The following is a 14455-nucleotide window of genomic DNA, read 5'->3' as shown; positions in this document are numbered from 1 at the left end:
CCGGACAACCCCGGCGCGCACCCCACGAAAGGAGACGAACGATGCAACACTGGATTCGCGCGGCGGGCAGCCTGATGCTCGCGGCCCTGCTGGCATGGCTGCCCATGAGCGCCGCCGAAGCGGCCATCAATTCCCAGAACCTCGGTGCGAAGTACGACGCCACCCAGGCCAACATCACCTTCCGCGTCTATTCCTCGCGGGCCACGCGGATCGAGGTCTGGATCTACAAGACCGCGTCCGGCGCGCAGGAAGCCGTCAAATACGTGATGACCAAGGACGCCGCGACCAGCGTCTGGTCGAAAACCGCGTCGGTCGCGACCCTCAAGACCACGTACGGCATCACCGGCCCGGTGTACTACGGCTATCGCGCCTGGGGCCCGAACTGGACCTACAGCGCCACCTGGACCAAGGGCACGGCGATCGGCTTCGTCACCGACATCGACGCCAGCGGCAATCGCTTCAACCCGAACAAGCTGCTGCTGGATCCGTACGCGCGCGAAATCAGCCAGGACCCGAACACCGCGACCTGCACCGACGGCACCATTTACGCCTCGGGCGCGCTCCATCGCAACAAGGACAGCGGCACCTGCGCCAGCAAGGGCATCGTGCTCGCCAACGACACCACTTCGTTCGGCACCAAGCCCACGCGCGCGTTCAAGGACGATATCGTCTATGAAGTGCATCCGCGCGGCCTGACCATGAACGACACGTCGATCCCGCTGTTCCAGCGCGGCACGTATGCCGGCGCTGCGCTGAAGGCGGCGCACCTCGCGGCGGTGGGCGTCACCGCAGTGGAATTCCTGCCGGTGCAGGAAACCCAGAACGACCAGAACGAGCTGACTCCCAATTCGACCAGCGGCGACAACTACTGGGGCTACATGACCCTCAACTACTTCGCGCCGGACCGCCGCTATTCCTCGGACAAGACCGCAGGCGGCCCGACCCGCGAATTCAAGGCGATGGTGAAGGCGTATCACGATGCCGGCATCAAGGTGTACATCGACGTGGTCTACAACCACACCGGCGAAGGCGGCGCGTGGGGCGGCAGCGATGGCCTCACCGTCTACAACGTGATGTCGTGGCGCGGCCTGGACAACCCGACCTACTACTCGCTCACCGCCAATCTGCAGCATTCGTGGGACAACACCGGCGTCGGCGGCAATTACAACACCCGCAACACCATCGCCCAGAACATGATCGTCGATTCGCTGGCGCACTGGCGCGACGTGATCGGCATCGACGGCTTCCGCTTCGATCTCGCATCCGTCCTCGGCAACACCTGCCAGCACGGCTGCTTCAACTTCGACAAGATGGACGCGGGCAACGCGCTCAACCGCATCGTCAACGAACTGCCGCCGCGCGCGGCGGCCGGCGGCAGCGGTCTGGACCTGATCGCGGAACCGTGGGCGATCGGCGGCAATTCATATCAGGTCGGCGGCTTCCCGTCGGGCTGGTCGGAGTGGAACGGCCTGTATCGCGATGCGATGCGCAAGAAACAGAACCAGCTCGGCGTCGAAGTCGTCACCACCGGCACCCTGGCCTCGCGCTTCGCCGGTTCGTCCGATCTTTACGGCGACGACGGCCGCAAGCCGTGGAACTCGGTCAACTTCATGGTCGCCCACGACGGCTTCACCCTGAACGATCTGTACGCCTACAACAGCAAGCAGAACAATCAGGCGTGGCCCTATGGTCCGTCCGATGGCGGCGACGACAACAACCACAGTTGGAACCAGGGCGGCATCGTCATCGACCAGCGCCGCGCCGCGCGCACCGGCACCGCCTTCATGATGCTCAGCGCCGGCGTGCCGATGATGACCGGCGGCGACGAAGCCCTGCGCACGCAGTTCGGCAACAACAACGTCTACAACCTCGACTCGCCCGCGAACTGGCTGTACTGGACGCGCAGCACCATCGAGGCCAACCACGAGACCTTCACCCGCCGCCTGATCGCGTTCCGCAAAGCGCACCCGGCGCTGCGCCCGCTGAATTTCTACGCCAGCACCGACACCAACGGCAACGTGATGGAGCAGATGCGCTGGTTCAAACCGGACGGCGCGGTGGCGGATGCCGCGTACTTCAACAGCACCGGCAACCACGCCATCGCCTGGCGCGTCGACGGCAGCGAGTTCGGCGACAGCGCCAGCGCGATCTACGTCGCCTACAACGGCTGGTCGGGCAATGTGACCTTCACCCTGCCTTGGCCGGGCACCGGCAAGCAGTGGTATCGCGTCACCGACACCGCGACCTGGAACGAAGGCGCCAACACGGTCGCCCTGCCGGGCGCCGAAGCGCTGATCGGCGGCGAATGGACCACGTACGGGGTCGAAGCGCGCTCGCTGCTGGTGTTGATCGCGAAGTAGGCCCTCACCCGCGCGCGCGTTTGCGCGCTCTGCCCACTCCCGCGTGCGGGAGTGGGCGGCAAGGCTGCATCCGCCGTGAAGCCGCGCGGCGCGGAACCGCCGAAGGCGATTCCGCCATTCGGGTCTATTCGTACAGCGCCAGCAACTCCGCTTCGGCAGCTTCCAACTGCCCGCGCAGCGTCTGCTGTTCACGGCCGAGATCGGTGGCGCGCTTGCCACCGTCGGCATAAGCCGTTGGCGCGGCCAGTTCGGTTTCGATCCGCGCGAGCCGCGCTTCCAGTTCGGCGACGCGCGTTTCGGCCTTCGCCAGTTTCTGCGGATTGAGCTTCGACCCTTTCTTCGCCGGTGTGGAGACCGGCGCAGCGACCGGCTGCGGCGCGGCCTCCGCCTGTTTGGCCGCCGCTTTTTTCGGGTCGCTGCTGGCTCGGGTGCGCAACCATGCGGCGTATTCGTCGAGATCGCCATCGAAGGGTTCGACCGTACCATCCGCGACGCGCACGTAGTTGTCGCAGACCAGGCCGATGAGGTGACGGTCGTGCGAGACCATGACGATCGCGCCATCGAAATCGCTGAGCGCTTCGGCCAGCGCTTCGCGCATGTCCAGATCGAGATGGTTGGTGGGTTCGTCGAGCAGCAGCACGTTCGGCTGCCGCCATGCGATCAATGCCAGCGCGAGTCGCGCTTTTTCGCCGCCGGAGAACGAATCGATGTTCTCGAACGCGCGCTCGCCCGGGAAATACCACTTGCCGAGGAAATCGCGCAGCGCCTGATTGGGCAGATCGGGCGACAGCTCGCGCAGATGATCGAGCGGAGAGGTGCCCGAGACCAGCGACTCCACCGTGTGCTGCGCGAAATAACCGATCCGCAGATCCGGGTGCGCGTAGCGCTCGCCGGCCAGCAGCGGCAGTTCTCCGACCAGCGTCTTCACCAGCGTCGATTTGCCGGCGCCGTTCGCGCCGAGCAGGCCGATGCGGTCGCCGGCCTCCAGGCCGAAACCGACGTTGTGCAGGATGACCGCATCATCGCCATACCCGCAGTCCGCATCGTTCAGACGCATCAACGCATGCGGCAGTTTCAGCGGCTGCGGGAAGTCGATCCGGAATTCGCGCTCGGCGCGCACCGCTTCGGTGCCGGCGAGTTTTTCCAGGCGCTTCATCCGCGACTGCGCCTGCTTGGCCTTGCTGGCTTTGGCCTTGAAGCGGTCGATGAACTTCTGCAGGTGCGCGCGTTCGGCCTGTTCTTTCTCGAAGGCGATGTTCTGCTGGCGCAGGTGCTCGGCGCGCTGGCGCTCGAAGGCGGTGTAGTTGCCGGTGTAGAGCTTGGCCTTGCCTTCGTGCAGATGCAGCGTATGCGTGGTGACGTTGTCGAGGAACTCGCGGTCGTGCGAGATCACCAGCAGCGTGCCCGCGTAACGGCGCAGCCATTCCTCCATCCACACCACTGCGTCGAGATCGAGATGGTTGGTGGGTTCGTCCAGCAGCAGCAGGTCGCTGGGCATCATCAGCGCGCGCGCCACGTTCAGGCGCACGCGCCAGCCGCCGGAGAAATCCGACACCGGCTTGGGATGCGTTTCGGCCGGGAAGCCCAGGCCGTGCAGCAGGCGACCCGCGCGCGCCGCAGCGTCGTAGCCGTTCAATTCTTCGAGCCGGTGGTGCGCTTCGGCCACCGCTTCCCAGTCTTCGGCCGCGAACGCATTCGCCTCGGCCTGTACCGCTGCATGCACCTCGACATCGCCGGACAGCACGAAGTCCAGCGCCGGGTCGGGCAGCGACGGGGTTTCCTGGGCCACGCTGGCGATCCGGGCCTTGCCGGGCAGGTCCAGATCGCCCTTGTCGGGCTCGATCTCCCGCATCAACGCAGCGAACAGGGACGACTTGCCGGCGCCATTGCGGCCGACCACGCCTACCCGCCAGCCGGCATGCAGGGCCATGTCGACATCGGACAAGAGCAGGCGCTCGCCCCGGCGGAGGGCGAAATTGCGGAAGGAAATCATCGGGCAGGAAGACTCTGGAGCACGGCGGACACCAACCGGGCCGGCGATTTTACGCCGTGCACTGCGATTCCGGGGCGACAAGCGCGTTCAGAGACATCTCTTTATTCGGATCAAGCGTTTGACCCCTCCCCGGACGCGTGTTACACCGCCATGAACGTCATTCCCTCCCCTCCCGCAAGGAATTGCACCATGACTCGACATCCACTCACGCTCGGCCTGCTGCTGGCGCTCGCCGCAGCACCGGCCCTCGCCCAGACCCCCGAAGAAACCCAGGAAGCCGGCGACGCCCTGGAAACCGTGGTCATCACCGGGACCCGCACCGCGACCCGCACCGTGGCGTCCTCGCCCTCGCCGATCGACGTGATCACCCCGGCGGCGCTGGAAGCCACCGGCACCACCGAGCTGGCGACCGCACTGTCGCGCGCCCTGCCCTCGCTGAACTTCCCGCGCCCGGCCATCACCGACGGCACCGACGCGGTGCGGCCCGCGCAGCTGCGCGGCCTCGCCCCCGACCAGGTGCTGGTTCTGGTGAACGGCAAGCGCCGCCACACCACCGCACTGATCAACCTCAACGGCAGCCAGGGCCGCGGCTCGTCGCCGGTCGACCTCAACGCCATTCCGATTTCCGCGATCCAGCGCGTCGAAGTGCTGCGCGACGGCGCCTCGGCGCAGTACGGCTCCGACGCCATCGCCGGCGTCATCAATATCGTGCTCAAGGGCAGCGATCACGGCGGCAGCCTTTCCGCGAATGCCGGCCAGTACAGCGCCGGCGACGGCCGCAGCGCGCAGCTCGCGGGCGATGTCGGCATCAAGCTCGGCGAAAGCGGTGCGCTGCATCTCGCCGCCGAAGCGCGCAACCAGGACCAGACCGATCGCGCGCGTCCGTACGTGCTGGCGCCGGGCGTGATCGTGCGTCCGGTCACCGCGCCGCCGCCGGGCGTCGTCGTGCAGCGTTACGGCGATCCGGAAATCGACCAGTTCGCGGTGTCCGCGAACGCCGAACTCACGATCAACGATGCGCTGACCCTCTACGGCTTCGCCAACGCCAGCCGCCGCGACGCGCTGTCGAACGGCTTCTTCCGCCCCGCGCTCGACACCCGCAACATCCCGGCGATCTATCCCGACGGCTTCCTGCCGCAGATCCGCAACATCGCCGAGGACCGCGCCGCCGTGATCGGCCTGCGCGGCCTGACCGTGCTCGATTGGGATGTCGACCTCAGCTACAACTACGGCAACAACGATCTGAGTTTCGGCGTCGAAAACAGCCTCAACCGCAGCATCGGCCCGACCTCGCAGCGGAATTTCTACGCCGGCGCCCTGGAAATCAGCCAGCACCTGCTGAACCTCGATGTGAGTCGCGGCTTCGACGTGAGCTGGCTGTCGTCGCCGCTGAACGTGGCCTGGGGCATGGAATGGCGCGGCGAAGACTTCCAGCAGGGCGCGGGCGAACTCGCGTCCTACGTCAACGGCGGCGCACTGCTGCCGGGCGGCGTGCCGGCACCGTCGGGCTCGCAGGTCTTCCCGGGCTTCCGCCCCGATGATGCCGGCGACTTCAACCGCGAAAGCTACGCCGCGTATCTCGATCTCGAAGCGAACGTGACCGACAAGTTCAATCTCGGTCTTGCGGTGCGCGCCGAGGACTACAGCGACTTCGGCGACACCACCTCGGGCAAGGTCTCGGCGCGTTACGACTTCAGCGACAAGGTCGCGCTGCGCGGCACGGTCTCCACCGGCTTCCGCGCGCCGTCGCTGCAGCAGCAGTTCTTCCGTTCCACCGCGACCAATTTCATCGGCGGCGTGCCGTTCGACATCCGTACCTTCCGCGTGAACGATGCGGCGGCGGTCGCGCTCGGCGCCGAACCGTTGAAGGCCGAGGAATCGAAGAATCTCAGCCTCGGCCTGGTGCTGCAGCCGATCGACAATCTGTACGTCACCGTCGACGCCTACCGCATCGACATCGACGACCGGATCATGCTGTCGGAGAACCTCACCTCGGCCGCAGTGCGCGCCTACCTCAACGCCAACGTCGATCCGGCGCTGGGCGGCGGGCGCTACTTCACCAATGCGATCGACACCAGCACCAAGGGCGTCGACATCATCGCTACGTATCGCTGGGGCATCGGCAGCGGCAGCCTCGACCTCACCGCCGGCTACAACTACAACAAGACCACGGTCGAGCGGATCGCACCGAACCCGACGGCGCTGGCCGCGATCGATCCGACCGCAGTGCGCATCGGTCGCGTCGAAGTGGGCCGGCTCACCGTGGGTGCGCCGCGCGACAAGTTCCAGCTCGGCGGCCTGTACAAACTCGGCAACTGGAGCTTCGGCGCCAATGCCACGCGCTACGGCGAGTTCAGCGTTCTGTTCGGCAACAATCCGGCCGACACGTCGCGGGACCAGACCTTCGATCCGCAGTGGGCGCTGGACCTCTCCGGCAGTTATGCGTACCGCAACTGGGACTTCACGCTCGGTGCGGACAATGTGCTGAACGATTATCCGGATGAGGTGCTGTTCGCGAACTCGACCAACGGGCAGTTGCCGTACAGCGCGAGTTCGCCGAACGGTTTCAACGGCGCGTATGTGTATGCACGCATCGGGTACAAGTGGTGATCGACCGGTTGGTTGTTCGCTGAAAGCGGGGACTTTCGATGATGCCGGAATGCCAGTCAGACTTGTCTGACTGGCATTTTTTCTTTTGGATTTGGCGGGTCGATATTTGACGTCGCTTCGACAGTAGCGCCCATCGAATCTCGCAGCGCAGCGGATGTCGGCGACTCATGGCGTGAGGGTAACGCCTTGAATCTTTTTCGCGCTGGTGCGCGAGTTACTTTCTTTGGCGCAAAGAAAGTAACCAAAGAAACACTTCAAATCCAATTCAAACCTGCCGTCTGAGGTGAAGTCGGGATTTTTCGATGAGGCGTCCTGCCTCATCGAAAAACGGCGCACGTCCTGTGCGCCGCCCTCCGGGTCTCCAATCAAGGGATAGCGCACTACGTCTGCACGATTTCGGGGACGATGGCCATCTGCTGCGCTGCAATCGATCGTTCCGCCGCTTTGATCGGCGTTCTGTTTGTTTTGAATTGAAGCTGTCACGCAGCCACACGCATTTTTCGCGTGAGCACCCGGAATCTCCTTCGTCCTACAGATATCCAAACCACCGCACTGTCGGACCGCAATCGTAGACCCGGAGGGCGATGCACAGGATGTGCATCGTTTTTCGATGAGACAAGGATGTCTCATCGAAAAATCCCGGCTTCGCCTCAGAAGGCAGGTTTGAATTGGACGTGAAGTGTTTCTTTGGTTACTTTCTTTGCGCCAAAGAAAGTAACTCGCGCACCAGCGCGAAAAAGATTCAAGGCCTTACCCACTCACCATGAGTCGTCGACAATCACGCATACTGCCCCGATGCCGCACCACACCTCCCTCATCGCCATCCTATGCATCGGATTCGTACTGGCTTTCGTGTTCGGATTGCTGGCACAACGCCTGCGCCTCTCCCCGATCGTCGGCTACCTGATCGCCGGCGTGCTGGTCGGCCCGCACACGCCCGGCTTCGTCGGCGACCAGACGCTCGCGCCGCAACTGGCCGAGATCGGCGTGATCCTGCTGATGTTCGGCGTGGGCCTGCACTTCTCGCTGCGCGACCTGATCGCCGTGCGCAATCTCGCCATGCCCGGCGCGATCGTGCAGATGAGCGTCGCCACCGCGATGGGCTGGTTCCTCGGCTGGCGGCTCGGCTGGCCGCATCCGCAGAGCATCCTCTTTGGACTTTCGCTGTCGGTCGCCAGCACCGTCGTGCTGCTGCGCGCGCTGGAGAGCGGGCGCATGCTCGACAGCGAACGCGGCCGCATCGCGGTGGGCTGGCTGATCGTCGAAGATCTGGCGATGGTGCTCGCACTGGTACTGGTGCCGGCCCTGGCCGGCAACGATGACGGCGAAGGACTCGGCAAAGTCCTGCTGGCGACTTCGCTCAAGGTCGGTGGATTCATCGCCCTGATGTTGATCGTCGGTCGCCGCGTATTGCCCCGGGTGCTGGAGCGCGTGGCCGACACCGGCTCGCGCGAACTGTTCACGCTGTGCGTGCTGGCCTGCGCGATGGGCGTGGCATTCGGCGCAGCGGAACTGTTCGGGGTCTCGTTCGCACTGGGCGCGTTCTTCGCCGGCATGCTGCTCAACGAATCGCCGTTCGGGCACAAGGCGGCCGAGGACTCGCTGCCGCTGCGCGATGCGTTCGCAGTGCTGTTCTTCGTGTCGGTCGGCATGCTGTTCGACCCCGGTATCCTGATCGAACACCCGCTCGAAGTGCTGGAAACCCTGGCGATCATCATGATCGGCAAATCCCTGGCGGCGTGGACCATGGTGCGGATGCTGGGCAAATCCAACGAGATCGCGCTGACCATCGCCGCCAGCCTCGCACAGATCGGCGAATTCTCGTTCATCCTGATCGGCCTCGGTGTCTCTCTGGAGTTGATGTCGCCCGAGACACGCGACCTCGTGCTGGCGGGCGCGATCCTCTCGATCATGCTCAACCCATTGCTGTTCGCGCTGCTGGCGCGCCGCCGCGCGCGCGCCGAAGCGAAGATCGCGGCCGATGCGCCGGCAGCGCCACCGATGCGTCATGTCCTGCTGATCGGCTATGGACGCGTCGGCATCAAGCTCGCCGAGCTGCTGACCCGCGCAGACGTACCCTTCGTGGTCATCGATACGGACACCGATCGCGTCGAGACCGCGCGCACCGCCGGATACCGGGCGATCCGCGGCAATGCCGCCGACGACGATGTGCTCGCCGAAGCGATGCCGGAACGCGCGGCGCTGGCGGTGCTGACCATTCCCGACCCGCTGGAAGCCGGCAAGGTCGCGAAACGACTCAAACAATGCGATACACCGATTCCGGTGCTGGCGCGCGCGCACAGCGACGCGGCGGTGAAGCATCTGCTGGAACGCGGCGCGGACGCCGCGATCCTCGCCGAGCATGCGCTGGCGCATTCGCTCGTCGAAATGGTGATGTCGGCGCCGCCTTACCGGCGCCCGCAGCCAACCATCGGCGGTCGTTGAAGCGCTTCCGCGTGATGTCAGCCGCCGGCCTCGATCGCGAACCGGCTGAACGCCACGCCGAGCGACCAGCCCTTGCCCTTGCCCGACAGCGCCAGCGACACCTTGCCGTTGGTCATCGCCTGCGCGGATGCGCTGTTCTCGGCGGAGGCGTGGGCTTCGGCGGTGGCGTAGCTGCCGAGCACATCGCGGATATCGTCGACATTGGCGAACTGGCCGAAGCCGTTGCGGATCCTGTATTTGCCGAAGGTGAGACCGCCGCCCTTGGTCTCGATCTTCACCGACATGCGCTGACCGTTGCTGCAGCTCACGGTGCCGGTGCCGGACGCGGTTTTGTAGAAAGCGGACCAGCCGGACAGGCTGTAGGTCATCTTGCAGGTGATGTCGCCGGCCATGGCCGCCGGTGCTGCGGCCAGCGCGAGGCACAGCGCCAAGCCGCGGATCGAATGGGTTCGCACAGTCTTTCGCATGGGAAATCTCCACGTAGGATCGGATCGCCGCCCAGCGGCCGGGCATCGCCACCGCGTTCGAGCGCCGCAGCGAGCATGCACCCGCGCAGATGAATGCGGCAACAAGTCGTTAGAATCATTGCAACTTGCATCTGGATACACGATGGACACGCCCTCAGAACGCACCGACGACACCGCCACCCCACGCCTGACGCCGACCGAGGCGCGCATCCTCGGCAGTCTGGTCGAGAAAGCCGCGACCACGCCCGACGTCTACCCGCTCACGCTCAACAACGTCGTCCTCGCCTGCAACCAGAAGACCGCGCGCGAGCCGACCATGAATCTGATGCCGGGCGATGTCGGCCACGCGCTGCGCCAGATGGAAGTGCGCGGCCTGGTCAAATCCGAATACGGCGCCCGCAGCGAACGCTACCTGCATCGCATGGACAAGGTGCTCGACCTCACGCCCGCGCAAACCTGCCTGCTCTCGCTGCTGATGCTGCGCGGCCCACAGACCCTGCACGAACTGCTCACGCGCAGCGAACGCCAGCACCGCTTCGCCGATATCGACGATGTGCGCCACACCCTGGAACGTCTGGCCGAGCGCGACATGCCGATGGTGCGCCGGCTGCCGCGCGGCGGCGGCCAGCGCGAAGACCGCTATGCGCAACTGCTGTGCGGCGAACCGGTGATGCCCGAGCGCAGCGCCGAGAATTCATCGTCGCGCACGCACGACAGCGATGCGATGGATGCGCTGCTGGCGCGCATCGATGCGCTGGAGGCGCGGGTGGCGGTGCTGGAAGCGAATGCCGGCGGAACCGCGGACTGACATTCCAATCCCGTGTCGGCACCGTGAACGATGCCGACACGACGCGTCACGCTTTCCCGAACACCAGCGCGCCGCCTTCGGCATCCACGCGTACGAGATCGCCGTTGCCGTAATCGCCGCCGAGGATCTTCTGCGCCAGCGGGTTCTCGAGCTGGTGCTGGATCGCACGTTTCAACGGGCGCGCGCCGTACACAGGATCGAAGCCGATATTGCCCAGCAGGTCGAAGGCCTTCTCCGACAGTTCGATGCGGATGCCACGCTCGGCGAGGCGCTTTTCGAGTCCTCGCAGCTGGATCTTCGCGATGCTGCGGATCTGCGCCTTGTCGAGCGGATGGAATACCACGATGTCGTCGAGCCGGTTGATGAACTCCGGGCGGAAATGCGCCTGCACCACGCCCATCACCGCCGCCTTCATCTTCGTGTAACTCTCGGCGCTGTCGTCGTCCGACATCTCCTGGATCATCTGCGAGCCGAGATTCGAGGTCATCACGATCACGGTGTTGCGGAAATCCACGGTGCGGCCCTGGCCGTCGGTGAGGCGTCCGTCGTCGAGCACCTGCAGCAGGATGTTGAACACGTCCGTATGCGCTTTCTCGACTTCATCCAGCAGGATGACGCTGTACGGCCGGCGGCGCACCGCTTCGGTGAGATAGCCGCCTTCCTCGTAGCCGACATAGCCCGGAGGTGCGCCGACCAGACGGCTCACCGCGTGTTTTTCCATGAACTCGCTCATGTCGATGCGCACCATCGCATCGGTGGAGTCGAACAGGAAATCGGCCAGCGCCTTGCACAGTTCGGTCTTGCCCACGCCGGTCGGGCCCAGAAACAGGAACGAGCCGCTGGGGCGATCCGGATCGCTGAGACCGGCGCGCGTACGGCGGACCGCATCTGAGACCACTTTGATCGCTTCGGCCTGCCCGACCACGCGCGCGCCGATCATCTGCTCCATCTTCAGCAGTTTGTCGCGCTCGCCTTCCAGCATCTTGCTGACCGGGATGCCGGTCCAGCGCGACACCACTTCGGCGATTTCCTCTTCGGTGACCTTGTCCTGCAGCAGCGTGAAGCCCTGGGTCTCGGCCTCCTGTGCGGCTTTCAGCTGCTTGTCGAGTTCCGGCATGCGCCCGTACTGGATTTCGCTCATCTTCGCGTAGTCCTGGCGGCGCTGCGCGGCTTCGAGTTCGAGTTTCGCGGCTTCGACCTGTTCCTTGAGCCTGGTCGTGCCCTGCACCACCGCTTTCTCGGCTTTCCAGATTTCTTCCAGATCGTTGAACGCACGTTCCAGCGTGGCGATCTCCGCTTCCAGATCGGCCAGCCGCTGCTTCGACGCATCGTCCTTCTCTTTCTTCAAGGCCTCGCGCTGGATCTTGAGCTGGATCAGCCGGCGCTCCTTGCGGTCGAGTTCTTCGGGTTTGCTGTCGATCTCCATGCGGATGCGCGACGCGGCCTCGTCCATCAGATCGATGGCCTTGTCCGGCAGCTGGCGGTCCGCGATGTAGCGATGGGACAGCGTCGCCGCCGCAACGATCGCCGGATCGGTGATCTCGACGCCGTGATGCACCGCGTAGCGTTCCTTCAGCCCGCGCAGGATCGCGATGGTGTCTTCGACACTGGGTTCGCCGACGAACACTTTCTGGAAACGACGTTCCAGCGCCGCGTCCTTCTCGACGTATTTGCGGTATTCGTCCAGGGTGGTCGCACCGATGCAGTGCAGTTCGCCGCGCGCCAGCGCAGGCTTCAGCATATTGCCGGCATCCATCGAACCTTCGGCCTTGCCCGCGCCGACCATCGTGTGCAGCTCGTCGATGAACAGGATGATCTGGCCCTCGTTCTTGGCCAGATCGTTCAACACGGCTTTCAGGCGCTCTTCGAATTCGCCGCGGAATTTCGCACCGGCGATCAAGGCGCCCATGTCCAGCGAGAGCACGCGCTTGCCCTTCAGACCTTCCGGCACTTCGCCGTTGATGATGCGCTGCGCCAGGCCTTCGACGATCGCGGTCTTGCCCACGCCGGGCTCGCCGATCAGCACCGGATTGTTCTTGGTGCGTCGCTGCAGCACCTGGATGGTGCGGCGGATTTCCTCGTCGCGACCGATCACCGGATCGAGCTTGCCGGACTCGGCGCGCGCAGTCAGATCGATCGTGTATTTCTCCAGCGCCTGACGCTGTTCCTCGGCGTTCTCGCTCTGCACTTTCTCGCCGCCGCGCATCGCATCGATCGCGGTTTCGAGCTTCTGCTTGTTCGCGCCCGCGGCTTTGAGCGCGCGACCGGTGTCGCCGCCATCGTCGAGCGCCGCCAGTACGAACAGCTCGCTGGCGATGAAGGCATCGCCACGCTGCTGCGCGAGCTTGTCGGTGACGTTGAGCAGCCGCGCGAGATCGTTGCCGACGTTGACGCTGCCGGCCTGGCCGGACACTTTCGGCAGCTTTTCGAGACTTTCGCCGAGCCGTTCGCGCAGCACCGGCACATTGACACCGGACTGCGCCAGCAGCGGGCGCGTACCGCCGCCCTGCTGGTCGAGCAGGGCGACCAGCAGATGCACCGGTTCGATGACGTTGTGGTCGCGGCCGACGGCCAGCGACTGCGCGTCGGCGATGGCCTGCTGGAAACGCGAGGTGAGCTTGTCCATGCGCATGGTCTGGACTCCGCAAGAGAGAGCGGCGAGGCCGCGATGCTCACGGGATGAGGGCTGTGTGCATGAATTCCAAGCCCGCCGGTCGGACGGACCGCGCTGCCTGCGTTGCGGCGGACCGTCAGAGCGCCGCGAGCGCGGCCTTGGCTTCCTTCAGCGCCGGATCGATCTTCAGCGCCGCCTGCAGCTCGGCGCGGGCTTCGTCCTTGCGCCCGGCCTTCGCCAGAATCTGACCGAGACGATAACGGGCATGCTTGGGCTCGGGGTCGCCGGTTTCGCGGCCGAGCTTCAGATAGGTACGCAACGCGGCTTCGCCTTCAGCAAGATACTGGCCGGATTCCGCAGCAAGACGACCGATCTGGTACCACGGTTTGCCTTTTTTCGGCTCGTCGACGGTCCACTGCTTCGCCATCGCGTAAGCCTCTTTCCAACGCTTGGCTTCCTGATAGAACAGAATCAACGACAGTCGGAGCTGGGCATCGTTCGGCTTCAGCGCGTAGGCGCTTTCGTAGGCCTTCAATGCTTCGGCCGGCTTCTTTTCGTGCATGGCGATGCGCGCCTGCGCCATCAATCCTTTCGCACGGTCGTATTTGCCGATCGTGGCCGCCTGCGCGCGCGCCTTGTCGATGCCGCCTCCGATCGCGCCCGGCGCCTGCAGATAGAACTCGATCAACGAACTGCGCGCATCGACCAATGCGGGATCGAGCTTCACCGCCTGCTCGAAGGCATCGCGCAGTTTCGGCGCCATCGTCATCTTCGACAGCATCCCGACTTCGCCGATGCGGTTGCCGTAGGCGTTGCCCAGCCAATAGAACGCCTGCGCGTTCTTCGGGCCGAGCGCGGTGGCTTTTTCGCCGGCCGCGATGGCTTTCTCGGCCTGTTTCGCCTGTAGGCGCGCGCGCGTCAGCACCACCCAGGCGCTGGCATCGTTCGGCGACTCTTTGGCCAATGCTTCAGCGGCGGCGAGCGCGCCCGAGGCCTTCGCCTCCACCATCGACTGCACTTCGGGCAATGTCCTGGCGATCGCGAGCGGAGCGGCGCACGCCGCGATCAGCAGTACGGGAAGAACGAAACGCGCTGTGCGCATGATGGTGTCTCGACGACGGAGGATGGGCGACTCTAGCAACCGGCGATACGGCCGGA

At 65.0% G+C, this 14455-nt stretch carries 9 protein-coding genes; 4 read left to right on the top strand and 5 right to left on the bottom strand.

Annotated features, from left to right (window positions below):
* Window positions 1–41 precede the first annotated feature (41 nt).
* Complete coding sequence (locus tag HOP03_10840) at window positions 42–2360, top strand: glycogen-debranching protein (protein NOT88669.1); 2319 nt, start codon at window positions 42–44, stop codon at window positions 2358–2360.
* A gap of 124 nt (window positions 2361–2484) precedes the next feature.
* On the opposite strand, the gene HOP03_10835 is transcribed toward HOP03_10840, so the two are convergent.
* Window positions 2485–4353: an ABC-F family ATP-binding cassette domain-containing protein gene (locus HOP03_10835; GenBank protein ID NOT88668.1), complete on the bottom strand. Its 1869-nt coding sequence runs from the start codon at window positions 4351–4353 to the stop codon at window positions 2485–2487.
* A gap of 189 nt (window positions 4354–4542) precedes the next feature.
* Between HOP03_10835 and HOP03_10830 the strand changes: the two genes are divergently transcribed.
* A complete protein-coding gene (locus HOP03_10830) occupies window positions 4543–6963 on the top strand; it encodes a TonB-dependent receptor (GenBank protein NOT88667.1) in 2421 nt (806 codons plus the stop codon).
* Between the two features lie 165 nt (window positions 6964–7128).
* Here HOP03_10830 and HOP03_10825 read toward each other — a convergent pair whose 3' ends face one another.
* On the bottom strand, window positions 7129–7446 hold the full coding sequence (locus HOP03_10825; GenBank protein NOT88666.1) for a hypothetical protein: 318 nt from the start codon (window positions 7444–7446) through the stop codon (window positions 7129–7131).
* Between the two features lie 312 nt (window positions 7447–7758).
* Here HOP03_10825 and HOP03_10820 point away from each other — a divergent pair, with 312 nt between their 5' ends.
* Window positions 7759–9408: a Kef family K(+) transporter gene (locus HOP03_10820; protein NOT88665.1), complete on the top strand. Its 1650-nt coding sequence runs from the start codon at window positions 7759–7761 to the stop codon at window positions 9406–9408.
* 17 nt (window positions 9409–9425) lie between these two features.
* Here HOP03_10820 and HOP03_10815 read toward each other — a convergent pair whose 3' ends face one another.
* A complete protein-coding gene (locus HOP03_10815) occupies window positions 9426–9875 on the bottom strand; it encodes a hypothetical protein (protein ID NOT88664.1) in 450 nt (149 codons plus the stop codon).
* 142 nt (window positions 9876–10017) lie between these two features.
* On the opposite strand from HOP03_10815, the gene HOP03_10810 reads away from it, so the two are divergent.
* Window positions 10018–10683, top strand: a complete 666-nt coding sequence (locus HOP03_10810; GenBank protein NOT88663.1) for a DUF480 domain-containing protein — start codon at window positions 10018–10020, stop codon at window positions 10681–10683.
* Window positions 10684–10729: 46 nt separating this feature from the next.
* Here HOP03_10810 and clpB read toward each other — a convergent pair whose 3' ends face one another.
* Both clpB and HOP03_10800 read right to left on the bottom strand, forming a co-directional pair.
* Window positions 10730–13309: an ATP-dependent chaperone ClpB gene (gene clpB, locus HOP03_10805; GenBank protein ID NOT88662.1), complete on the bottom strand. Its 2580-nt coding sequence runs from the start codon at window positions 13307–13309 to the stop codon at window positions 10730–10732.
* A gap of 124 nt (window positions 13310–13433) precedes the next feature.
* Complete coding sequence (locus HOP03_10800) at window positions 13434–14399, bottom strand: tetratricopeptide repeat protein (GenBank protein NOT88661.1); 966 nt, start codon at window positions 14397–14399, stop codon at window positions 13434–13436.
* Window positions 14400–14455 lie beyond the last annotated feature (56 nt).

Origin of the sequence: Lysobacter sp. (genome assembly GCA_013141175.1) — a bacterium.
Classification (GTDB): domain Bacteria; phylum Pseudomonadota; class Gammaproteobacteria; order Xanthomonadales; family Xanthomonadaceae; genus Lysobacter_I.
This window is presented reverse-complemented; position numbering and strand designations above follow the sequence as displayed.

What these genes read in the sequence shown, in the direction of transcription:
- HOP03_10840 (NOT88669.1), top strand. Translation starts at nt 42, where the DNA reads ATGCAACACTGGATTCGCGCGGCGGGCAGCCTGATGCTCGCGGCCCTG.
- clpB (NOT88662.1), bottom strand. Translation starts at nt 13,309, where the DNA reads ATGGACAAGCTCACCTCGCGTTTCCAGCAGGCCATCGCCGACGCGCAG.
- HOP03_10810 (NOT88663.1), top strand. Translation starts at nt 10,018, where the DNA reads ATGGACACGCCCTCAGAACGCACCGACGACACCGCCACCCCACGCCTG.
- HOP03_10835 (NOT88668.1), bottom strand. Translation starts at nt 4,353, where the DNA reads ATGATTTCCTTCCGCAATTTCGCCCTCCGCCGGGGCGAGCGCCTGCTC.
- HOP03_10830 (NOT88667.1), top strand. Translation starts at nt 4,543, where the DNA reads ATGACTCGACATCCACTCACGCTCGGCCTGCTGCTGGCGCTCGCCGCA.
- HOP03_10815 (NOT88664.1), bottom strand. Translation starts at nt 9,875, where the DNA reads ATGCGAAAGACTGTGCGAACCCATTCGATCCGCGGCTTGGCGCTGTGC.
- HOP03_10800 (NOT88661.1), bottom strand. Translation starts at nt 14,399, where the DNA reads ATGCGCACAGCGCGTTTCGTTCTTCCCGTACTGCTGATCGCGGCGTGC.
- HOP03_10820 (NOT88665.1), top strand. Translation starts at nt 7,759, where the DNA reads ATGCCGCACCACACCTCCCTCATCGCCATCCTATGCATCGGATTCGTA.